General features: G+C 69.3%; 18 protein-coding genes. 6 read left to right on the plus strand and 12 right to left on the minus strand.

The window, feature by feature from the left end; translation table 11 throughout:
• Window positions 1–38: 38 nt before the first annotated feature.
• The 5 genes from rsfS to ACEI37_RS14945 form a co-directional block, all read right to left on the minus strand.
• Window positions 39–788, minus strand: coding sequence for a ribosome silencing factor (gene rsfS, locus ACEI37_RS14925; RefSeq protein WP_373379560.1), 750 nt, complete (start codon window positions 786–788; stop codon window positions 39–41).
• A gap of 64 nt (window positions 789–852) precedes the next feature.
• Window positions 853–1,590: a nicotinate-nucleotide adenylyltransferase gene (locus ACEI37_RS14930; protein ID WP_373379561.1), complete on the minus strand. Its 738-nt coding sequence runs from the start codon at window positions 1,588–1,590 to the stop codon at window positions 853–855.
• Window positions 1,591–1,600: 10 nt separating this feature from the next.
• The gene (gene hemF, locus ACEI37_RS14935) at window positions 1,601–2,512 is read right to left on the minus strand and encodes an oxygen-dependent coproporphyrinogen oxidase (protein ID WP_373379562.1); all 912 of its coding nucleotides are present in this window, start codon (window positions 2,510–2,512) and stop codon (window positions 1,601–1,603) included.
• Between the two features lie 154 nt (window positions 2,513–2,666).
• A complete protein-coding gene (purD, locus tag ACEI37_RS14940; RefSeq protein WP_026164314.1) occupies window positions 2,667–3,935 on the minus strand; it encodes a phosphoribosylamine--glycine ligase in 1,269 nt (422 codons plus the stop codon).
• Window positions 3,936–4,024: 89 nt separating this feature from the next.
• The gene (locus ACEI37_RS14945; protein WP_373379564.1) at window positions 4,025–4,750 is read right to left on the minus strand and encodes a YebC/PmpR family DNA-binding transcriptional regulator; all 726 of its coding nucleotides are present in this window, start codon (window positions 4,748–4,750) and stop codon (window positions 4,025–4,027) included.
• A gap of 219 nt (window positions 4,751–4,969) precedes the next feature.
• On the opposite strand from ACEI37_RS14945, the gene ACEI37_RS14950 reads away from it, so the two are divergent.
• Window positions 4,970–6,493, plus strand: a complete 1,524-nt coding sequence (locus ACEI37_RS14950) for a helicase HerA-like C-terminal domain-containing protein (protein ID WP_373379566.1) — start codon at window positions 4,970–4,972, stop codon at window positions 6,491–6,493.
• 69 nt (window positions 6,494–6,562) lie between these two features.
• Here the strand turns inward: ACEI37_RS14950 and ACEI37_RS14955 are convergent, their stop codons facing one another.
• From ACEI37_RS14955 to ACEI37_RS14980, 6 genes are all read right to left on the minus strand, one after another.
• Window positions 6,563–6,727, minus strand: a complete 165-nt coding sequence (locus ACEI37_RS14955; protein ID WP_373379567.1) for a DUF3149 domain-containing protein — start codon at window positions 6,725–6,727, stop codon at window positions 6,563–6,565.
• 127 nt (window positions 6,728–6,854) lie between these two features.
• Entirely contained in the window at window positions 6,855–7,505 is a 651-nt protein-coding gene (upp, locus tag ACEI37_RS14960) for a uracil phosphoribosyltransferase (RefSeq protein ID WP_012352165.1), read from the minus strand.
• A gap of 151 nt (window positions 7,506–7,656) precedes the next feature.
• Window positions 7,657–9,057, minus strand: a complete 1,401-nt coding sequence (locus tag ACEI37_RS14965; RefSeq protein WP_373379569.1) for an MFS transporter — start codon at window positions 9,055–9,057, stop codon at window positions 7,657–7,659.
• A gap of 553 nt (window positions 9,058–9,610) precedes the next feature.
• Window positions 9,611–12,562, minus strand: a complete 2,952-nt coding sequence (locus ACEI37_RS14970; RefSeq protein WP_373379570.1) for a c-type cytochrome — start codon at window positions 12,560–12,562, stop codon at window positions 9,611–9,613.
• Window positions 12,559–13,056 (minus strand): (2Fe-2S)-binding protein, encoded by a 498-nt coding sequence (locus ACEI37_RS14975; protein ID WP_373379571.1) that lies wholly within the window; start codon window positions 13,054–13,056, stop codon window positions 12,559–12,561. The genes ACEI37_RS14970 and ACEI37_RS14975 overlap by 4 nt, the downstream gene beginning before the upstream one ends.
• Window positions 13,057–13,144: 88 nt before the next feature.
• Complete coding sequence (locus tag ACEI37_RS14980) at window positions 13,145–14,305, minus strand: FAD-dependent monooxygenase (protein ID WP_111518982.1); 1,161 nt, start codon at window positions 14,303–14,305, stop codon at window positions 13,145–13,147.
• A gap of 376 nt (window positions 14,306–14,681) precedes the next feature.
• Between ACEI37_RS14980 and ACEI37_RS14985 the strand changes: the two genes are divergently transcribed.
• Genes ACEI37_RS14985 through ACEI37_RS15000 form a run of 4 tightly spaced genes read left to right on the plus strand, consistent with a single transcriptional unit; the run spans window position 14,682 to window position 18,004 of the window.
• Window positions 14,682–15,434, plus strand: a complete 753-nt coding sequence (locus tag ACEI37_RS14985; protein WP_062797424.1) for an Asp/Glu racemase — start codon at window positions 14,682–14,684, stop codon at window positions 15,432–15,434.
• An 11-nt stretch (window positions 15,435–15,445) separates the two neighbouring features.
• On the plus strand, window positions 15,446–16,276 hold the full coding sequence (locus tag ACEI37_RS14990) for an alpha/beta fold hydrolase (RefSeq protein ID WP_373379574.1): 831 nt from the start codon (window positions 15,446–15,448) through the stop codon (window positions 16,274–16,276).
• A gap of 11 nt (window positions 16,277–16,287) precedes the next feature.
• A complete protein-coding gene (locus ACEI37_RS14995; protein ID WP_373379575.1) occupies window positions 16,288–17,376 on the plus strand; it encodes a 2,5-dihydroxypyridine 5,6-dioxygenase in 1,089 nt (362 codons plus the stop codon).
• A complete protein-coding gene (locus ACEI37_RS15000; protein ID WP_373379577.1) occupies window positions 17,369–18,004 on the plus strand; it encodes an N-carbamoylsarcosine amidohydrolase in 636 nt (211 codons plus the stop codon). The genes ACEI37_RS14995 and ACEI37_RS15000 overlap by 8 nt, the downstream gene beginning before the upstream one ends.
• A gap of 27 nt (window positions 18,005–18,031) precedes the next feature.
• Here ACEI37_RS15000 and ACEI37_RS15005 read toward each other — a convergent pair whose 3' ends face one another.
• A complete protein-coding gene (locus tag ACEI37_RS15005) occupies window positions 18,032–18,787 on the minus strand; it encodes a TetR/AcrR family transcriptional regulator (RefSeq protein WP_373379579.1) in 756 nt (251 codons plus the stop codon).
• Between the two features lie 95 nt (window positions 18,788–18,882).
• Here ACEI37_RS15005 and ACEI37_RS15010 point away from each other — a divergent pair, with 95 nt between their 5' ends.
• Window positions 18,883–21,159 carry a molybdopterin cofactor-binding domain-containing protein gene (locus ACEI37_RS15010; protein ID WP_373379580.1) on the plus strand — a complete coding sequence of 759 codons (2,277 nt, stop codon included), beginning with the start codon at window positions 18,883–18,885 and terminating at the stop codon, window positions 21,157–21,159.
• Window positions 21,160–21,303: the final 144 nt, after the last annotated feature.

The following is a 21,303-nucleotide window of genomic DNA, read 5'->3' on the forward strand; positions in this document are numbered from 1 at the left end:
CGGCCGCCGGACTGACGCCCAACGGCCGCGCACCGGACTCAGGCCGAGCGGGTGGCGCGCTTGCGCGCGGCCGGCTTGGCGGCGGCGGTCTTGGCGGGTGCCTTCCTGGCGGGTGCCGGCTTGGCCGCAGTCTTGGTGGCCGTCTTGGTCGCGGTCTTGCGTGCGGTGGTGCCGGCGGCGGTCTTGCGCGGCGCGGCGGCGCGGGTGCCGGCGGTCTTGCTGGCCGTGGTCTTGGTGGCGGTCTTGCGGGCTGGCTTGCGGATGGTGGCGATGGCGTCCGCGTCGGTGTCCTCGTGGCCCATCGGCGGCGACGGCTCCTTCATGCCCTCCGGCAGGCGGGCCAGCGCCGGACGCAGGTTGCTGGCGCGGCGCACGGTGCGCACCGGGGCCTCGTCCTCGTCCTCGTCGATCGGCTCGCTGGCCTTGGCCAGGCCGCGGGCGCCGCTGGCGAGCTTCATGCGCACCGGCTTGTCGCCCCAGATCTCTTCCAGGTTGTAGTACAGGCGCAACTGCGGCTGCAGGATGTGGACCACGGCATCGCCGCAGTCGACCAGCACCCATTCGCCGGTTTCCAGGCCCTCGACCGCCACGATATGGCCGCCCGCTTCCTTCACCGTATCCCGCACCGACGCTGCCAGCGCCTTGGTCTGGCGGTTGGATGTCCCGCTGGCAATCACCACCCGGTCGAACAGTTCCGTCAGGTGGCTGGTGTCGTACACCTTGATGTCCTGCGCTTTGACATCCTCGAGGCCGTCGACGATGGCGCGTTGCAGTTTACGAATATCCATGGGTGTCTTCTTGTTCAGCTCAGATCGGTTTGGGGGGTGGGCGCCGGGGTCGATGCAACCCTGGTCATGCCCGGGCCGGGGCGTTGCGGTACAGCCCGTGGCTGGCAATGTAGTGTGCCACGCCGGGCGGCAGTTGGTCATCTGCCGGCTGGCCGGCCGCCAGCCGCTGGCGCAGATGGGTGGAAGAGAGGTCGACGGCGAGCGTCTGGTCGATCCACATCCGGCCGGAGGGCGTGCATTGTATCAGGTGCGTGTCGGCCTGGCGCTCGGCCAGCGCGGCCAGCACCGGACCCTCCAGCGCCTCCAGGGCAAAGCGAGGCCGTGTCGCGGTGCACAAGTGCACGTGCGCGAACAGTTCCTGCCAGCCATGCCAGGTGTGCAGGCGCAGCAGCTGGTCGGCGCCCATCAGCCAGCACAGCGAGGCCTCGGGGCCGTATTCGTCGCGCAGCTGTCGCACCGTGTCGATGGTGTAGCTGGGGCCGGCGCGGTCCACTTCCATGCGGCTGACGCGGACTCTGGCGCCGCTGTCGCCGAGCGCCGCCGCGGCCAGCTCGGTCATCGCCAGGCGGTCGGCGGCCGGGGTCACGTCGTCACCCTTCTGCCAGGACTGGCCGGTGGGAATCCACACCAGCTCGTCCAGGCCGAGGTGGTCGATGCACAGCCGCGCCAGCGCCAGGTGGCCGACGTGGGGTGGGTCGAAGGTGCCGCCCAGGATACCCAGGCGGTAGGGGCGGGCGGCGCCGGGCTGCGGCGAGGCGCCCGCGTCGGCGGCGGGCTTGCGGGGGTGCGGGGGATGGGCCATGGCTCAGCCGTCAGGCCCAGTCGCGCGCGGGCAGGAAGTCGGTGTACAGCGCCGCTTCAGGGCTGCCCGGCTCCGGTTGCCAGTCATAGCGCCAGGCCGCCAGCGGCGGCATCGACATCAGGATGGATTCGGCGCGGCCGCCCGATTGCAGGCCGAACAGCGTGCCGCGGTCGAACACCAGGTTGAACTCGACGTAGCGCCCGCGCCGGTAGGCCTGGAAGGCGCGCTCGCGCTCGCCGTAGGGCGTGTCCTTGCGCGATTGCAGGATCGGCAGGTATGCCTCCAGGAAGGCGTCCCCGACCGCCTGCATCATGGCGAAGCTGCGCTCGAAGCCGAGCGCGGAGAAATCGTCGAAAAAGATCCCGCCGACGCCGCGCGCCTCGTTGCGGTGCTTCAGGAAGAAATACTCGTCGCACCACTGCTTGAAGCGCGGATACAGCTCGTCGCCGAACGGCGCCAGCGCCTCCTGGCAGGTGCGGTGGAAGTGGGTGCAGTCGCCGGCGTTGCCATAGTAGGGCGTCAGGTCCATGCCGCCGCCGAACCACCAGACCGGTTCCGCCCCCGGCTTGAGCGCGAGGAAGCAGCGCACGTTCATATGCACCGTCGGCACATGGGGATTACGCGGATGGAACACCAGCGACACGCCCATGGCTTCGAAGCTGCGCCCCGCCAGTTCCGGCCGGTTGGCCGTGGCCGACGGCGGCAGGGTGTCGCCGCTGACATGCGAGAAGCCCACGCCGGCGCGCTCCATCACCGCGCCGCCTTCGAGGATGCGGGTGCGGCCGCTGCCGCGCAGGCGTTCGGTGGGCGGTTTCTCCCAGGCGTCGGTCAGGAACGGCTGGCCGTCGATGGCACCGATGGCATCGGTGATGCGGTCTTGCAGACCGAGCAGATAGGCACGGACTGCCTGGGAATCGATCATGGTGGGCTGAATCGGATAAACCGACGAATGGACCGGCCGGATGGCACGCCGGCAGCCAGTCGGCTGCCGGTTGCGTCACAGCATTGTCACGATTGTACCGGCTGGGCGGCCTGTTGGTCGGTGGAACCGGTCGCCAGAGGCCGCCGGCGACCGCTCAGCGCTTGATGGCGCGGTAGCCGATGTCGGTGCGGTACTGCATGCCGTCGAAGCGGATCTGCTCGACCGCGGCATAGGCGGCGCGCTGCGCAGCCTTGACGGTGTCGGCCAGGCCGACCACGCACAGCACGCGCCCGCCCGAGGTCAGCAGGGTGCCGTCCTTGAGCGTGGTGCCGGCGTGGAAGGTCACGCTGTCGTCAGTTTCGGCAGGGATGCCGGTGATGGCATCGCCCTTGCGCGGAGCGTCCGGATAGCCGTGGGCGGCCATCACCACGCCCAGCGCGGTGCGGCGGTCCCAGTCCAGCTCGATGCTGTCGAGCTTGCCGGAGACGGCGGCTTCCATCACATCGACCAGGTCGGTCTTCAGGCGCGCCAGGATCGGCTGGGTTTCCGGATCGCCCATGCGGCAATTGAATTCCAGCGTCTTCGGGTTGCCATCCTGGTCGATCATCAGGCCGGCGTAGAGGAAGCCGGTGTACGGGATTCCATCCTTTTCCATGCCGCGCACCGTCGGCAGGATGATCTCGCGCAGCGCGCGCGCGTGCAGCGCGGGCGTGACCACCGGCGCCGGCGAATACGCGCCCATGCCGCCGGTGTTGGGGCCGGCGTCGGCGTCGAGCAGGCGCTTGTGGTCCTGGCTGGTGGCCAGCGCCAGTACGTTCTTGCCGTCGACCAGCACGATGAAGCTGGCTTCCTCGCCCTCCAGGAACTCTTCGATCACCACGCGCGCGCCGGCGTCGCCCAGCTTGTTGCCGTCGAGCATCATGTCGACGGCCTGGTGCGCTTCCTCGAGCGTCATTGCCACCACCACGCCCTTGCCCGCGGCCAGGCCGTCGGCCTTGATCACGATCGGCGCGCCTTGCGCGTCGATGTAGGCATGCGCCTGGGCGGCGTCGGCGAAAGTCTGGTAGGCGGCGGTGGGAATACCGTGGCGCTGCATGAACGCCTTGGCGAAATCCTTGGACGATTCCAGCTGCGCCGCGGCCTGGGTCGGCCCGAAGATGCGCAGCCCCTTGGCGCGGAAGATGTCGACGATGCCGGCGGCCAGCGGGGCCTCGGGGCCGACCACGGTGAAGGCCACGCCCTCGCGCTCGGCAAACGCCGCGATGACCTCGGGATCGGTCAGCGGAACATTCTGCAGGCGCTTGTCGAGCGCGGTTCCGCCGTTGCCGGGCGCGACGTACACCACCTGCACTTTGGGCGACTGGGCCAATTTCCAGGCCAGCGCGTGTTCACGTCCACCCGAGCCGACAACCAATACTTTCATGATCCACTGCCAGAAAAGAAACGCATGCAAAAAGGCGGCAGCTGGGTCTTGAAAGCCGGGCTGCCGCCGTTGGGGAGCTTGTTACCGTTTTAGTCTTCGATCACCGCGTTGGTGAAGACTTCCTGCACGTCGTCCAGGTTTTCCAGGGCGTCGAGCAGTTTCTGCATCCTGGCGGCGTCGTCGCCGCTGAAGCTGACCTCGTTCTGCGGCTTCATCACCACGTCGGCAACTTCCGCCTTGAAGCCGGCGCCTTCCAGCGCGGCCTTGACCGCGGAAAAATCGTTGGGCGGGCAGGTGACTTCGATCGAGCCGTCGTCGTTGGTCACGATGTCGTCGGCGCCGGCTTCCAGCGCGGCTTCCATCAGCTTGTCTTCCGGCGTGCCGGGGGCGAACAGGAACTGGCCGCAGTGAGTGAACATGAACGCCACCGAACCTTCGGTGCCCATGTTGCCGCCGTGCTTGGAGAACGCGTGGCGCACTTCGGCCACGGTGCGGGTGCGGTTGTCGGTGAGGCAGTCGACGATGATCGCGGCGCCGCTCAGGCCGTAGCCTTCGTACCGGATTTCCTCGTAGTTCACGCCTTCCAGGCCACCCACGCCGCGCTGGATCGCGCGCTGGATGTTGTCCTTGGGCATGTTGGCGTCCATGGCCTTGTCCATGGACAGGCGCAGGCGCGGGTTGGAGTCTGGATCACCGCCGCCGAGCTTGGCGGCCACGGTGATTTCCTTGATCAGGCGGGTCCAGATCTTGCCGCGCTTGGCGTCGGCGGCGGCTTTCTTGTGTTTGATATTGGCCCATTTCGAGTGACCGGCCATGATTCTCTCCGAAGCGGAATGCGGTGATCTGCGGTGATGTTGTGCGGGGTCGCCAGGCGCGCCGCGGCTGCATCGGCAAGGCGGGCGGGCGGCGCGCGCCAGGTGACGGATATGCCTGGCGGCTGGCTATAATCAGCCCAGGATTTTATCACGCGGGCCTGCCTGCGCCGCCCGGACTCACTCGAGTCCTAACCGACCCTCACGGAATCCAGAAACATCATGGCCGACCCCATCCTCATCGCCAAGAATGCCGAACATGAACTGGTGCTGCTGCCGCAGATGGGCAACCGGCACGGGCTGATCACCGGCGCCACCGGCACTGGCAAGACCGTCACGCTGCAGACGCTGGCGCAGGGGTTCTCGCGCCTGGGCGTGCCGGTGTTCATGGCCGATGTCAAAGGTGACCTGACCGGCATTTCGCAGCCCGGCCAGCCGTCGGACAAGCTCAAGCAGCGGCTTGCCGACCTGAACCTGCCCGAGCCGGTCTGGGGCGGCTGCCCCACCACGCTGTGGGATGTGTTCGGCGAGAAGGGCCACCCGGTGCGCGCCACGGTCTCGCACATGGGGCCGCTGCTGCTGTCGCGCATGCTGGAGCTGAACGATACGCAGCAGGGCGTGCTGAACCTGGTGTTCCGCATTGCCGACGCCAACGGCCTGCTGCTGCTCGACGCCAAGGACCTGCGCGCGATGCTTCAGTACGTCGGCGACAACGCCAGCCAGTTCACCACGGAATACGGCAATATCTCGGCCGCCTCGGTGGGCGCGATCCAGCGCGGGCTGATCGCGCTGGAGTCGCAGGGCGGCGACGTCTTCTTTGGCGAGCCCATGCTGAACCTGGAAGACTTCATCCAGACCGACAAGGGCCAGGGCGTGGTCAATATCCTGGCCGCCGACAAGCTGATGAACTCGCCGCGGCTGTACGCGACCTTCCTGCTGTGGATGCTGTCCGAACTGTTCGAGAAGCTGCCCGAGGCCGGCGACCTGGACAAGCCCAAGCTGGTGTTCTTCTTCGACGAGGCTCACCTGCTGTTCAACGACGCGCCCAAGGCGCTGCTCGACAAGATCGAGCAGGTGGTGCGCCTGGTGCGCTCCAAGGGCGTGGGCGTGTACTTCGTCACGCAGAACCCGGTCGATATCCCGGACACGGTGCTGGGGCAGTTGGGCAACCGCGTGCAGCACGCGCTGCGCGCCTTCACCCCGCGCGACCAGAAGGCGGTCAAGGTGGCGGCCACCACCATGCGCGCCAACCCGAAGCTGGACCTGGAAACCGCCATCGGCGAACTGGGCGTGGGCGAGGCGCTGGTGTCGTTCCTCGACGCCAAGGGCACGCCGTGCGTGACGGAGCGCGCCTGGGTGCTGGCGCCCGGCAGCCGCATTGGCCCGGCGACGGACGACGAACGCAAGCAACTGATTGCCAACTCGCTGGTGGCCGGCACTTATGAGAAGACCGTCGACCGCGAATCCGCCTATGAAAAGCTGCGCGGCAGCGTGCCGACGGTAGCCAATGGCGGCAAGGGCGCGGGCGGCGCGCCCGGCGGGCAGCAGGCGGGCGAGCAGGACAGCGGCTGGCTCGGCACCGCCGGCGATATCTTCGGCACGCTGACCAAAGGCACCGGCAAGAGCGGCCGCGGCGATTCGATCCTGGAATCGATGGCGAAGTCGGCCGCGCGCACGGTGGGATCGCAGGTCGGGCGCGAGCTGATTCGTGGGGTGCTGGGGAGTTTGCTGGGGAAGAAGAAGTAAGAGAGTCCTGCCGGATTGCTCCCCTCGCCCGCTTGCGGGAGAGGGGGCAGGGCGCCGGTTCTTTGACCGTCAACGCCGCTGCGCCGCATCTCTGGTTTTCGCCGCTTCACCATCCTCGCGCATCTTGCGCGCGAACATGCGGGCGAAGAACCAGCCCATGCCGATGATGAAGACGATCACGCCCAGGCTCATCAGCCCGGTGCTGGTACTGAACAGGATCTTGAAGGCTTCCATGCGTGGCTCCCTTGGTGTGGATAGTGGCGGGCGGCGTGGTTGCGCCGGCGCTTGCCGCCAGTGTAGGGAGCCGCTCCAGGCGGGCTATTGAGGCCGGTCAAGCGCCGGCCAGCCCGAGTCCGTGCCGTCAGTTCTTGGTGCCGAACAGCCGGTCGCCCGCATCGCCCAGCCCGGGCACGATATAGGCATCGGCATCCAGGTGGCTGTCGAGCGAGGCGACGAACAGCTTCACCCCGGGATGCGCCTTCTGGAACACTTCCACGCCCTCGGGCGCGGCGACCAGCGCGACGAAGGTGATGGCCTCGTCCTTGACGCCGCGGCGCTTGAGCACCTCCACCGCGTGCGCGGCGGAATACCCGGTGGCGACCATCGGATCGCACAGGATGAAGCTGCGGTCCTCCAGGGCCGGCAGGCGCACCAGGTATTCCACCGGGCGGTGCTGCTCGTCGCGGTACACGCCGATATGGCCGATGCGCGCCGACGGGATCAGCTCGACCAGGCCGTCGCTCATGCCCACGCCCGCGCGCAGCACCGGCACGATGGTCAGCTTCTTGCCGGCGATCACCGGCGCGTCCAGCTCCACCAGCGGGGTCTCGATGCGGCGCGTGGTCAGCGGCAGGTTGCGGGTGATCTCGTAGCCCATCAGCAGCGTGATCTCGCGCAGCAGTTCGCGAAACGTGCGCGTCGACGTTTCCTTGTCGCGCATGTGCGAGAGCTTGTGCTGGATCAGCGGGTGGTCGAGGATGAAGAGGTTGGGAAAGCGCGGGTCTTGTTTCATGGCTGGCGGCGAGGGCTCGGCGGGATGGCGAGTGAAGCGGGCGCGCGAGGCCGGTTGGGGCTCGCGCGCCGCGCCGTTGCAGCCGGATTGTAATGGAAGCGGGCCGCCGCGCCCGGCAGCGCCCCCGCGGTTGCCCCGTGGCGCCGCCGGCCTAGTCGAGCGCGCGGTCCTTCGACTCGATATCGACCAGGAAGATGGCCAGCGCCGCCACGGCCAGGAACGTGGACAGCAGCGCCAGCGCCAGCGTGAACTGGCTGGCCATGATCGGCGCGATGATCGACGGCGCGAACAGGCCACCGAAACGCGCCATCGCGCCCGCGGTGCCCATGCCGCTGGCGCGCAGGTCGGTCGGGTACACCTCGGGCGTGAAGGCGTACAGCGCGCCCCAGGTGCCGAGCAGCGAGAAGCTCATCAGCAGGGTCGAGCCGATCACGAGCGCCGGGGACTGGCCCAGGCTGTACAGCATGCAGCCCGCCGCGCTCAGCAGCAGGAAGCCGATCAGGGTCGGCTTGCGGCCCCAGCGCTCGACCCCATGCGCGGCCAGCGCGAAGCCCGGCAGCTGCACCAGCGCCAGCACGATCAGGAACACCTGGCCGCGCATGAAGCCGAAGCCCTGGCCCGCCAGCTTCACCGGCAGGTAGACGAAGACCCCGTAATAGGCGATCGAGATCAGCATCCACGCCGCCAGCAGGCAGATGGTGCGGCGCCGGCAGCCGGCCGCGAACAGCGCGAACACCGATTTGCGCTCCATCTTCTGCGGCTGCAGCGCGCCGATCTCCACCGGCACGCGGTTGGCCGCGGCCACCCGCTGCAGCACCGCGCGGGCCTCGTCCGAGCGCCCCGATTTATTCAGATAGAGCGGCGACTCGGGCACGAAGAAGCGGAACACCACGCCGACCAGCGCCGGGATGCCGGTGACCAGGAAGATCAGCCGCCACGCATCATTGCCGCGCGACACCGCGATCAGCGCCAGGATCGCCAGCAGGATGGTGCCGACCGCCCAGAACGACTCCAGCAGCACCAGCCAGCGGCCGCGCCGGTCCGACGGCAGGAACTCGGCCATCATGGTGTAGTCGACCGGCAGGGTGCCGCCGACGCCGATGCCGGTCAGGAAGCGCAGCAGCAGCAGCCACTGGAAGTCCGGCGCGAAGGCCGAGGCGACGCCGCAGATGGCATCGATGACCACCGCCATCATCAGCACCGGGCGGCGGCCGATGCGGTCGGCCAGCCGGCCGAACACGAACGCGCCGATCAGCATGCCGACGAAGAACATGGTGCCGGTCTGCAGCGCCGTCGGCACCGGGATGCCGAAGGTCGCCGCGATCGACGGCGCGGTGAAGCCGATCGACAGCACCTGCATCGCGTCGGCAAGCCACACCAGGCCAAAGATGACGAACAGCCGGTACTGGAAGCGGCCAACACCGGCGGCGCGGATGCCTTGCTCGATCGTGATGGGTTGCGACGACGCTGCGCGCGCGCTGGGCTGCGGGGCCGAGCCTAGCGTGGCGTCCGGGATGGTCGTGGTGGCCATGGATGAAATGGATGACGACATGTTTGTCTACCTGTCTCGTTATAGGCTGGTTCTGGAACTCGGAAGCACGCGCGGGGCGAAGCTGGCTGGCACGTGATGCCAGCTGCTGCGAAATGCGTCTGGGACGATGGCTTCCACTTGGCGAGGCTAGAACTAACCCGGTAGCACGCCTGCAACAGCTTCCTGATACTGATACGACATAGTCACTCCTGGTTGTCTACCCTTGGTCTGGTCAGGCCCGGTGTCCCGGTTGGTCCGGCGGAGCCATGCAAGGCCCGCGCCAGCGCGTCCGGTGATGTAAAGGGCCACTCTTATGGTTTTATGTTCTTGTCCGCCGCTTGCGGCGCGCCGTCCTTGTGCGGGGAGGCACCGCTGCGTGCCCGCTGGCACTCATGTAGTGCGCACTACATGATCGTTCAGCGTAAGCTACATGAAACTGGCGGGCAAGGCCGAATTGCGTTTCTCTCCTCGGGGTTTTCCCGCGCGCAGGCCGGCTGGCGCAGGCTCGGTCACGCCCGCGCTCCCGGCGCCGCTGCGCAGGGCCCGCCAGCGTGGTGCACGGGGCTCCGGTGGTTCAGTGGGCAGGCGCCGCGCGCAGCCGTGCGACGGTGTTCTCCAGGTCCTGCCATGCGGGTTTGTCGGGCGCAAAGCGCGCGCGCAGGTACTGCGCCAGTTGCGCGATCTGCTGGTCGTCGAGCGTGTCGGCATAGGCCGGCATCGCTCCCAGTTCACTGTTGGGCGGTGCCGGCATGCCGCGCAGCAGCACCTGGATCACGTTGTCCGGCAGCTTGCTGTGCAGGTTGGTATTGAGCGCCAGCGATGGCTTGACGCCAAACTGCGCGATGCCCTGGTCCGACTGGTGGCAGACCGCGCAGGCGCTCTGGTACAGGCGTTCGGCGGGACCGCCCAGGGTGCGCGCGGCCTGCTGGCTGCGTTGTTCGACCTGCGCCGCCTGCGCGGCCAGCACCGACGGTGCCGGTGCGGGCGCGCCGAACGAGGCGACGTAATGCGCGATCGCGCGCACATCGTCCTCGGGCAGTTGCGCAAGCTCTTCCACCACGGGCGCCATTGGTCCCGCCGCGGCACCATGGTGCGGCGCATAGCCGCCGCGCAGGTAGGTGAACAGCGCGGCCTCGGTCCATGGCACCGGCGCCTGCGACAGTGCGGTCAGCGCCGGCGCTTCCCAGCCTTCGGCGCTGCCGCCGGTCAGGTAGCGGCGCCCGCCTTGCTCGGCGCCGAGCGCGTTGCGCGGCGAATGGCAGGCGCTGCAGTGGCCCAGCCCCTCGGCCAGGTATGCGCCGCGATTCCATTGCGCCGAGCGCGACGGGTCTGGCGTAAAGCGTTCGTTGCGATGGAACAGCAGGTTCCAGCCTGCCAGCAGGGGGCGCAGGTTGAACGGGAAGGCGAGCTGCGTCGGCGGCACCGCGGAGGTCACCGGCTCGGCCGACATCAGGTAGCCGTACAGCGCCTGCATGTCGCCATCGCTGATCTTGGCGAAGGCGGTGTACGGGAACGCCGGATACAGGCGCCGGCCGTCGCGGTGGATGCCTTCGCGCATGGCGCGCTCGAATGCGGCGAACGACCAGTTGCCGATGCCGGTCTTCGCATCCGGCGTGATGTTGGTGCTGTAGACCGTGCCGAAGGGCGTTTCCAGCGGCAGGCCGCCGGCGTTCTTCGCGCCGCCGGGCGCGGTATGGCAGACCGCGCAGTCGCCGGCGGCGGCCACCAGCCGGCCGCGTTCGAGCGTGGCAGCGGAATAGAAGCCGGCCTCGGGCGGCGCCACCGGCGCGATCGGCGCGCGCCACGGCAACAGCGTGGCGCACACGCCGGCCGCGGCGGCGGCGGCCGCCGCGATCCAGCCGCGCTTCTTGCTTCTGTTGCCGGGGCTGGCCTCGGCCAGTGCCAGGCGGATGCGTTCGGCGCTGAACGGCGGCTTGCGCAGGCGCACGCCGGTCGCATCGTAGATAGCATTGGCGACGGCGGCGGCCGCCGGCATCGAGTCCGTGGGGCTGGCAGCCAGCGCATCGTGCGTGGCCAGCGTGCCGGCCAGCCGCACTTCCGGCAGGGCCTGGGCCGGCACGGCAGGCAAGGTTTCGCCGGCAACACGCGCGTTGGCCGGCCAGGTGTCGAATCCAGGCGTGGCGGCGGTCAGCTGCAGCGCGGTGGCTGCGACGTCCCGCTCGATCGAGCGCGGCATCGAGCGCATCGTCGCGGCGGCTTGCGGTGGCGGCAACGATTCGCTGTCGTGGCCGACCGTGACGCGCGTGACCGCCAGCTCGCCGGTGGTGCCGTCGACCTCGACTTCCGCGACCCACGCCGACCAGCTCTGGCCGGCGTCATGGTCGATGGTGTGGGCGTAGGCAAAGCCGCGGCCGCGCCGCACATTGCCCGCGGCAGAGCTGGCGCGTGGCGCGGCGGCATTGGCGTCCAGGTCCCAGCCGGCGCGCTCGGCCACCTGCCGCACCAGCGCTGTGCCGCGCGCGTCGTCCAGGTGCGCAAGGCGCAGCGCCACCGGGTCGGCGTCGCTTGCGGCGGCAAGCTCGTCCAGATGGGATTCGCGCGCGAACACCTGCGCGCGCGCTGCCGTCAGCGGCGCGGCGGCGAATGCCACCGGGTCGCCGGACACGGCGAGTTCGACATGCGGGATGCGATACGGCGGCAGCGCAGCGTCGCCGCCATGGCCCGCATCGAGGCTGTCCGTCACCGGCGCCCGCGTATGCGTCAGCCACAGCGCCAGCGGTGAAGCGGGGGCCGTGGCGCCGGACAGCGTGGCTGCGTAGGCGTCGACGTTGGCGCCGGTGCGCGCGCTATCGACGCGGATGGCGAGCGCGGCATCGGCCAGTCCCACCTCGGCAGCGCACAGCCGGCGCACCACCGGTTGGCCGCTGGCGTGCGCCAGCAGCGCCGCGTCGGCGGCAGCGTGCGGCGCCAGCAGCGCGGGGTCGGCGCGGTCGTCAGGCGCTTGCCAGCAGACCAGCTGCACCTGGGTTGGCGCGATGCCCAGCAGCGCTGCGAGTTCGGCGCGCAGCGCGCCGGGGCGCGTGGCTGGCAGCCATACGGTCAGCGTGCCGTCGCGCCAGTCGGCGACAACGGTGCAGCAGGCATCGTCGCGGGTGCCTGCCAGTGGCCATTGGTAATGCTGCGTGTGGGATGCGCGGGCGTGTTCGAGCGCATCCGCGGGATCGCCGCGTTGCGCCAGTGTGTGGCGCGCCGCAGGGGTGGCGTCGGCGCGCGGCGGACCAGACCAGCGCGCCCGCAGTGCACGCGCCGCGTCGGCGGCCTGGCCGGCCGAGACCGCGGCCACGCCGGCGAAGTTGTTGCGGATCACCACCGAGCGGATGCCCGGCAGCGCCAGCGCGGCGTCGCGCTCGGCATGCAGCAGGCGCGCCGCGAGCGGCTCGCCGTCGACCCAGCGCAGGCCCGGCGGTGTCAGTACATGGGCCACCAGGCAATCGGCGGCGCCCGGCGGCACGCCGGCGGCCAGTGCCGTGGCCGGCGTGGTCGCTTGCACGATGCCGGCGCTCACGACGCCGCCCCTTGCGTGGCCTGCCGCTGCAGCACCGCGGCCCGCCTGACCGCGCGCACGATTTCCACATGCGTGCCACAACGGCACAGGTTGAAGCGCAAGGCTTCGCGGATCTGGGCTTCGTCGGGATCGGGATTCTGCGCCAGCAGCGCCTTGGCGGTCATGATCATGCCGTTCAGGCAGTAGCCGCATTGCGCGGCCTGTTCTTCGATAAAGGCCTGCTGCACGGGGTCGGGATGCTGTGCCGTGCCCAGGCCTTCGAGCGTGGTCACCGCGTGGCCCACCACGGCCTTGATGGGCAGCACGCACGAACGCGCCGGCAGGCCGTCCACCAGCACCGTGCAGGCGCCGCACTGGCCCAGGCCGCAACCGTACTTGGGCCCGTTGCAGCACAGGTCGTTGCGCAGGATGTAGAGCAGCGGCGTGTCAGGCGCCACCTCGAGCGTGTGCTCGGCGTGGTTGACCTGCAGGGTCAGGGGGCGGGGCGTGTTCATCGGGGGCTGGGGGCGGTTTGAACATCACGCATCGCAGCGCCGCGCCCCATTCTGGCGAAGGGCGGCGGCGGGCAGGGCGGTCAGGCGATCAGGCGGCTTCGGACAGCGGCTTGCTCCCGGCCGACACTAGCGGCACGTTGAACACATCGTAGCCGAAACACCAGTCCGGGTTCTCGTTGCTGCGCAGCCAGGTGTTGTTGTGCGAAACGAGCTGGACCTTGCCGGCGCGCTCGGCCCGGTTGGCCTCGTACAGCGCGAAGGCGGCGGCGTAGTCGTCGGTGCCGGCTTCGGTGAAGCAGCGCGTCAGCATGGCAGCATCCTCGATCGCCATCGCAGCGCCCTGCGCCATGTGGGGCTTCATCGGGTGGCAGGCATCGCCCAGCAGCACCAGGCGGCCCCGGCTCCACAGCGGCAGCGGGTCCCGCTCCAGCAGCGGCCACTTGGTCACTTCGACCGTGCCTTCGATCAGCGATTGCACGCCTTCGTGCCAGCCGTCGAAGGCGGCGCGCATCTCTTCGATGCTGCTCGGCACCCAGCTCTTGCTCATGTCCCATTCAGGCTCGGGCACGCCGGTGACGTAGTAGATCTCGTCGAGCTTGCTGGTGTCGAAGTAGACCATCATGTGGCGGTCATCGGTCCACCACTTGGTGCAGCGCTCGTGCGTGAAGCCCTTGACGCGGGAGATCGGGAACACTGCGCGGTGCGCGACGTAGCCGGTGTACTTGGGCGGCTCGGCGCCCAGCAGGGTCTCGCGGATGCGTGAGTTGACGCCGTCGGCGCCGATCACGATGTCGGCCTCTTCGACCGTGCCGTCGGTGAAGCGCAGCTGCACCACATCGCCCTGGTCGGTGACGCTTTCCAGCTTCTTGTTGAAGAACAGCGTGCCCGGGGCGACGGCGTCGGTCAGCAGCTTGTGGAAGTCGCCGCGATGCACGGTCAGGTAGCTGGCGCCGTAGTGACGCACCGCGTAGTCGCCCAGCGGGATCTGCGCGATCACCTCGCCGGTGAGGCCGTCGCGGCTGTACCAGTAGTCAGGGTGGCAGCCCATGTCGTTGAGCGCGTCCTCGATGCCGATGCGCCGCATGATCTTCATCACGTTGGGCCCGACATGGATGCCCGCGCCCAGGCGCGAGAACGCCGGTGCCTGCTCATACAGCCTGACTTGGAAGCCGGCTCGCTGCAGCAGGGCGGCCGCGGCCGTCCCTCCGAGTCCGGCGCCGACAACTGCGATTCGCGGTTTGCCTTGCACGTTATTTCTCCTGGCAATGACACAAGGTCGATGGGGGCTGGGGCGGCCATGCGGCCGACCGTTGAAAACGAGTGTACACACTCAAAATATCGAGGTAAAGGTGAAATGCCGGGAACCTATGGAAAACCCTGATGATGATGTGATGAATTTGCAATGATGCGCTGCAATGGCGAAATCGTGCGCAAAAGCAGGGATTCATGGATTCAGTGTGCACTGAACGAGTGAATCGCTGCCGGTGCAGAATCTGTTTGCCTATATAAAGTGTGTACACTACAATCGTTCGCAGCATGCAGGCCCCTGGGCCGCTGCAGGCAGACCGACCGGGAGCGCGACCAAAGCGCAACCAAGGGCAGACAAACAGATGACGGAGTCGACAGTGCAGAAAGTTTTCCGAATCGGCCAGATCGTGCCGAGCTCCAACACCACCATGGAAACCGAAATCCCGGCGATGCTGGCCGCGCGCCAGCTGGTGCGCCCGGAACGCTTCACCTTCCATTCGAGCCGGATGCGGATGAAGAAAGTGGTCAAGGAAGAACTGGCCGCGATGGATGCGGAATCCGACCGCTGCGCGGTGGAACTGAGCGACGCCCGCGTCGACGTGCTCGGCTACGCCTGCCTGGTGGCGATCATGGCGATGGGCCACGGCTACCACCGCGTCTCCGAGCAGCGCCTGCAGGCGCATACCGCCGAGAACGGCGGCGACGCGCCGGTGATCACCAGCGCCGGCGCGCTGGTCGATGCGCTCAAGGTGATGGGCGCGAAGCGCATCGCGGTGGTGGCGCCGTACATGAAGCCGCTGACCGAGCTGGTGGTCGACTACATCCGCAACGAAGGCTATGAGGTGGTCGACTACCGCGCGCTGGAGATCCCCGACAACCTCGACGTCGGCCGCCATGACCCGGCCAGGCTGCCGGAGATCGTCGCGCAGATGAACACCGCCGATGCCGACGTGATCGTGCTGTCGGCCTGCGTGCAGATGCCGTCGCTGCCTGCGATTGCGAAGGTCGAGGCCATGACCGGCAAGCCGGTCGTGACCGCCGCCGTCGCCACCACGTATGCGCTGCTCAAGCGCCTGGGGCTGGAGCCGGTGGTGCCGGGCGCCGGCGCGCTGCTGTCGGGCGCGTACTGAAGGGGCGGGACATGGCAGACAGCACCTTTCTCTACGGCGCCCACGTCCACGCCAACGGCATCCGCCAGCACTACCTGCGCTATGGTGGACAGGCGGGCGCGCGCGCGCAGCGCGATGCCGTGATCATCGTGCCGGGCATCACCAGCCCCGCGGTGACCTGGGGCTTTGTCGGCGAGCGCTTCGGGCAGCAGTTCGATACCTATGTGCTCGACGTGCGCGGCCGCGGACTGTCGCAGTCCGGCCCCGAGCTGGACTACAGCCTCGATGCGCAGGCCGCCGACGTGGTGGCCCTGGCCGCGGCGCTGGGACTGCAGCGCTATGCCGTGGTCGGCCATTCGATGGGCGCGCGTATCGGCATCCGCGCTGCGCGCGGCAAGCCCGCGGGCCTGACGCGGCTGGTGCTGGTCGATCCGCCGGTGTCGGGCCCGGGGCGCCGCGCCTACCCGTCGCAACTGCCGTGGTACATCGATTCGATCCGTCTGGCGCAGCAGGGCATCGACGCCGAAGGCATGCGCGCCTTCTGCCCCACCTGGACCGAAGACCAGCTGCGCCTGCGCGCGCAATGGCTGCATACCTGCGACGAGCGCGCGATCCTGGCCAGCTTCAACGGATTTCATCAGGACGATATCCACGCCGACCTGCCGCACGTCGCCGTGCCGGCGCTGCTGATGACCGCCGGCCGCGGCGACGTGATTCGCGCCGAAGACGTGCAGGAGATGCGCACGCTGCTGCCGGCCTTGCTGGTCGCGCACGTCGCCAATGCCGGCCACATGATTCCGTGGGACGACGAGGCCGGCTTCTACCGCGCCTTCGGCGATTTCCTCGGCGCGCCGCTCAACTGAAGGGAGCGAACATGCCCGTAAGCGATTACGACCTGACGGCAGCGTGGAAGCAGGTGCTGACGCTGTCGAAGCTGCAGCCGGGACAGACCGTCACCGTGCTGACCGGCGCGGCCACGCATCCGCAAACGCTGCGCACGGCCATGGTGGCGGCGGCGTCGATGGGCGCCATCGTCAACCGGCTCGACCTGCCGCCGGTCAACGGCGAGAAGGCACTGAGCCGCGATGCGCTGGCCTACCTGGGCACCACGCCGCTGACCGGGAATCCGGCGGCGATCGCCGCGCTGAAGGCGAGCGACCTGGTGCTGGACCTGATGACGCTGCTGTTCTCGCCCGAGCAGCACGAGATCCTGTCCGGCGGCACCAAGATCCTGCTGGCGGTCGAGCCGCCAGAGGTGCTGGCGCGGCTGGTGCCGACCGAGGCCGACCGCGCCCGCGTCAAGGCCGCCACGCAGCGGCTGGGCAAGGCGCGCGAGATGCATATCGTGTCCGACGCGGGCATGGACCTGCGCTGCCGCCTGGGCGAATTCCCCGCGATCAGCGAGTATGGCTTTGTCGACGAGCCCGGGCGCTGGGACCACTGGCCGAGCGGCTTCGTGCTGGCCTGGCCCGACGAGGGCGGCACCGACGGCACCATCGTGCTGGACCGCGGCGACATCCTGCTGCCGATGAAGTCCTATCTGCAGGCGCCGATCCGCATCACGGTCGAGGCCGGCTACGTGCGCCGCATCGAAGGCGGCGTCGATGCCGAGCTGCTGGCCGACTACATGGCCTCGTTCAACGACCCGGAAGCGTATGCCATGTCGCATATCGGCTGGGGCCTGCAGCCGCGCGCGAGCTGGTCGGCGCTGGCGATGTACGACCGCGAGGCCACCATCGGCATGGATGCGCGCGCCTACGAGGGCAACTTCCTGTGCTCGTTCGGCCCCAACAACGAAGCCGGCGGCAGCCGCACCACCGCCTGCCATATCGATATCCCCGTGCGCCACTGCACCGTCAGCCTCGACGGCGAGCCGGTGGTGGTGCGCGGCAAGGTGATGGACGGACACCATGCTCCGGCCGCCTCGCTCTACAAGGCAGACAAGGACTCGCGCCATGGATGACGCAGTGCAGACTTACCAGCGCCAGGGCTTCGGCGCGTCGATTCCACTGAAGGCACCGTACGGGCTGCTGATCATCGACTTCGTCAACGGCTTTGCCGATCCGGCGGTGTTCGGCGGCGGCAATATTCCCGAGGCCATCCGCAACACCCAGCCGCTGCTGCGCGCCGCGCGCGAACAGGGCTGGCCAGTGGCGCACAGCCGCATCGTGTTCGCCGACGACGACAGCGACCACAACATCTTCACGCTGAAGGTGCCGGGCATGCTGACGCTGAAGGAAGACGGCCACAACAGCCAGATCGTGCCCGAGCTGGCGCCCGCGGCGGGCGAGCTGGTGGTGCGCAAGACGGTGCCGTCGGCGTTCTTCGGCACTTCGCTGGCGGCATGGCTGACGCAGCGCGGCGTGCAGACGCTGCTGGTCGCCGGCTGCGTTACCAGCGGCTGCGTGCGCGCCAGCGTGGTCGACGCGATGTCGCTGGGCTTCCGCCCGCTGGTGGTGTCGGATTGCGTGGGCGACCGCGCGCTGGGACCGCATGATGCCAACCTGTTCGACATGGCGCAGAAGTACGCCACGGTGCTGACGCGGGATGAGGCGCTGGCGCAGGTGGCGGGCGTGCGCGCCGCCGCCTGAGCCTGGCCGATGGCGCCCGTGCCGGTCTTAGCCCGCCGCCGCGCGCCTGGCGCGTGCCGCCTTGCGCGGCGTGGCGGCGGGTGGCACATGCGCCTCCGGCACGGCGCCGGGCACGGCCACCGTGCGCAGCACGGTCTGCTGGATCACATCGCGCCAGTGCGCCAGCGCCGGCGGGCTCATCATGGGCTCGCCCAGGAAGGCGCTGAGCGTATGATGGTTGGAGTTATAGAAGTAGCCGAGCGAAGCGATCACCATATACACGTCGCGCGCGCCGGCGTCGGCGCGGAACAGTCCGGCGGCCTTGCCGCGCGCGAGGATGCCGTCGAGCACCGACAGCGCGTAGCTGGAGATCTCGCGCAGCCGCACCGACTTCTTCGCGTGCCTGCCCTGGCTCATGTTCTCGCTGGTCAGGATGGCGACGAACTCGGGATGGTCCAGGTAGTACTGCCAGACGAAGTCGATCAGCTGCGACAGCGCGCGCACCGGGTCGGCGGCGTCGAGCTCATGCTCCAGCTGCTGCTCGGCCTGGTTGAGCTGCAGGTAGATGGTCTCCAGCACTTCGACGAACAGCTTCTCCTTGCTGCCGAAGTAGTAGTAGATCATCCGGTCGTAGGTCTTGGCCAGCGACGAGATGCGCTCGATGCGGCCGCCGTCGTAGCCGCGCTGGGCGAAGACCTTGATAGCCGCCTTCAGGATGCGCTCGCGGCTGTCCTGCGCCTGCCGGGCCCGGGTGCCGGCTGCCGCCCGACGGGTGGTGGACGCGGCCGCAGTCTTGGTGGTCATGGTGGGTGTTTTTGCGGTGTGCCTGTTGGCTGGCAGTATAACGTTGACATGCGCGGCGGCCCCGCGCAGCGGCCGATGAAGGAGAGAATGAAGCGATGACGGCAACCCAGCTGCAACCCCCGGCACAGGCCGACGCCGCCACGCCGCGCGCGCTGCGGCTGGCGCTGCTGCAGGCCACCGGCGTGCTGCTGGTCACGCGCGCCCCGCAGGCCGCCGCGCGCCCGGCGCCGGGCCAGCCCGGCGCGGCGTCGGACTATGTGCCCGCGCTGCCGGACCTGTTTATCGCCGTGCGAGACAGCGGCGAGGTGCTGGCCTTCAACGGCCACGTCGACCTCGGCACCGGCATCCGCACCGCGCTGGCGCAGATCGTTGCCGAAGAACTCGATGTGCCGCTCGAGCACGTGCGCATGGTGCTGGGCCATACCGAGGCCACGCCCAACCAGGGCCCGACCATCGCCAGCGCCTCGATCCAGATCTCGGCATTGCCGCTGCGCCGCGCCGCTGCGCAGGCGCGCGCGTGGCTGCAGGCGCGGGCCGCGCTCCAGCTCGGCGTCGACGCCTCCGCGCTGGAAGCGGAGAACGGCGTATTCCGCGTGCGCGGCACGCAGGCCAGCATCCGTTACGCCGCGCTGGTGGCCGGCGAACACGTTGAGCTGCCGCTGGCCGAAGACGTGCCGGTCAAGCCGGTCGGGTCCTACCGCATCGTCGGCCGCGCGGCGGCGCGCGTCGATATCCCTGACAAGGCGCGCGGCGCACTGACTTTCGTCCACGACGTGCGCGTGCCCGGCATGCTGCACGGCCGCGTGGTGCGCCCGCCGTATGCGGGGCGCGACAGCGGCGCCTTCGTCGGCAATAGCCTGCTGGCCATCGATCGCGATTCGGTGCGCGACGTGCCTGGCCTGGTCGAGGTGGTGGTGCAGGGCGACTTCGTCGGCGTGGTGGCCGAGCGAGAGGAATATGCGGTGCAGGCCGCGCGCCGCCTGCGCGTGCAATGGAAGCCGGTGCCGCCGTTGCCCGCGCTGGACGATCCGGAGCCGGCACTGCGCGCCAACCCCGCCACGCGGCGCGAGCTGCTGACAGAGGGCGAGCTGCCCGCCGACGGCGCCGGCACGGTACTGCAGCGGCGCTACGTGTGGCCGTACCAGATGCACGGCTCCATCGGCCCGTCCTGCGCCGTGGCCGACTGGCACGAAGAGGGCCTGACGGTATGGTCCGGCACGCAGAACCCGCACATGCTGCGCATCGACCTGTCCCGGCTGTGCGGGCTGGGCGAGGACCGCATCGAGATCGTGCGCATGGAGGCGGCCGGCTGCTACGGCCGCAATTGCGCCGACGACGTCTGCGCCGACGCGGCGCTGCTGTCGCGCGCGGTCGGGCGGCCGGTGCGCGTGCAGCTGTCGCGCGAGCAGGAGCATTTGTGGGAGCCCAAGGGCGCGGCCCAGCTGATGGATGTCAGCGCCACGCTCGGCGCCGACGGCGCGCTGCTGGGCTACGACTTCACCAGCCGCTATCCGTCCAACGATGCGCCCACATTGGCGCTGGTGCTGACCGGCGCCGTGTCCAATGCCCCGCGCACGCTCGAGATGGGCGACCGCACCGCGGTGCCGCCCTACGCCTATGCCGCGCGCCGCATCGGCTGCGACGACACGCCGGCGATCGTGCGCGCGTCGTGGCTGCGCGGCGTGTCGGCGCTGCCCAATGCCTTCGCGCACGAGTGCGTGATCGACGAGCTGGCGGCGCAAGCGGGCGCCGATCCGGTGGAATTCCGCCTGCGCCACTTGCCGGACCAGCGCGCCGCGGATTTGTTGCGCGCCGTCGCCGACGCGGCCGGCTGGCAGCGCGGCGCGGCCGGAGCGCGCGGCGTGCCGGATGCCGACGGCCGGCTGCGCGGACGGGGCGTGGCATATGCGCGCTATATTCACAGCCGCTTCCCTGGCTTCGGCGCGGCCTGGGCCGCGTGGGTGGTGGACCTGTCCGTGGACGCGGGCACGGGCCGCATCGCCATCGACAAGGTGGTGGTGGGGCAGGACACCGGCATGGTCGTCAACCCGGACGGCGTGCGTCACCAGATCCACGGCAACGTGGTGCAGACCCTCAGCCGCGTGCTGAAGGAGCAGGTCCGCTTCGATGCCGACGGCGTCGCCAGCCGCGAATGGGGCAGCTATCCGCTGCTGACCTTCCCGGAAATCCCGTCGATCGACGTGGTGCTGATGCCGCGCCAGTCAGAGCCGCCGCTGGGTGCGGGCGAATCGGCCTCGCTGCCGGGCGCGCCGGCGCTTGCCAATGCGCTGTTCGATGCGCTGGGGGTGCGGCTGCGCCGGCCGCCATTCGTGCCTGAGACGGTGCTGGCGGCGATGGCATCGAAGGCGTAAGCAAGCGCCGACTGTGTACTCCCTCTCCCGCTTGCGGGAGAGGGTTGGGGTGAAGGCGGGAGCGTCGACGAAGTACGGCCGCCGCGGTACGCAAGCGCCTGCCCTCTCCCCCGGCCCCTCTCCCGCTGTATAGACCGGGGACAT

It is taken from the genome of Cupriavidus nantongensis, assembly GCF_041726985.1.
Lineage (GTDB): Bacteria > Pseudomonadota > Gammaproteobacteria > Burkholderiales > Burkholderiaceae > Cupriavidus > Cupriavidus nantongensis_A.

Excerpts from the sequence above, each read along its gene's own strand:
- ACEI37_RS14990 (WP_373379574.1), top strand. The coding sequence starts at position 15,446 with ATGGCAGACAGCACCTTTCTCTACGGCGCCCACGTCCACGCCAACGGC.
- ACEI37_RS15005 (WP_373379579.1), bottom strand. The coding sequence starts at position 18,787 with ATGACCACCAAGACTGCGGCCGCGTCCACCACCCGTCGGGCGGCAGCC.
- ACEI37_RS14945 (WP_373379564.1), bottom strand. The coding sequence starts at position 4,750 with ATGGCCGGTCACTCGAAATGGGCCAATATCAAACACAAGAAAGCCGCC.
- ACEI37_RS14955 (WP_373379567.1), bottom strand. The coding sequence starts at position 6,727 with ATGGAAGCCTTCAAGATCCTGTTCAGTACCAGCACCGGGCTGATGAGC.
- ACEI37_RS15010 (WP_373379580.1), top strand. The coding sequence starts at position 18,883 with ATGACGGCAACCCAGCTGCAACCCCCGGCACAGGCCGACGCCGCCACG.
- ACEI37_RS14950 (WP_373379566.1), top strand. The coding sequence starts at position 4,970 with ATGGCCGACCCCATCCTCATCGCCAAGAATGCCGAACATGAACTGGTG.
- rsfS (WP_373379560.1), bottom strand. The coding sequence starts at position 788 with ATGGATATTCGTAAACTGCAACGCGCCATCGTCGACGGCCTCGAGGAT.
- ACEI37_RS14975 (WP_373379571.1), bottom strand. The coding sequence starts at position 13,056 with ATGAACACGCCCCGCCCCCTGACCCTGCAGGTCAACCACGCCGAGCAC.
- ACEI37_RS14930 (WP_373379561.1), bottom strand. The coding sequence starts at position 1,590 with ATGGCCCATCCCCCGCACCCCCGCAAGCCCGCCGCCGACGCGGGCGCC.
- hemF (WP_373379562.1), bottom strand. The coding sequence starts at position 2,512 with ATGATCGATTCCCAGGCAGTCCGTGCCTATCTGCTCGGTCTGCAAGAC.
- ACEI37_RS15000 (WP_373379577.1), top strand. The coding sequence starts at position 17,369 with ATGGATGACGCAGTGCAGACTTACCAGCGCCAGGGCTTCGGCGCGTCG.
- upp (WP_012352165.1), bottom strand. The coding sequence starts at position 7,505 with ATGAAACAAGACCCGCGCTTTCCCAACCTCTTCATCCTCGACCACCCG.
- ACEI37_RS14965 (WP_373379569.1), bottom strand. The coding sequence starts at position 9,057 with ATGTCGTCATCCATTTCATCCATGGCCACCACGACCATCCCGGACGCC.
- ACEI37_RS14995 (WP_373379575.1), top strand. The coding sequence starts at position 16,288 with ATGCCCGTAAGCGATTACGACCTGACGGCAGCGTGGAAGCAGGTGCTG.
- purD (WP_026164314.1), bottom strand. The coding sequence starts at position 3,935 with ATGAAAGTATTGGTTGTCGGCTCGGGTGGACGTGAACACGCGCTGGCC.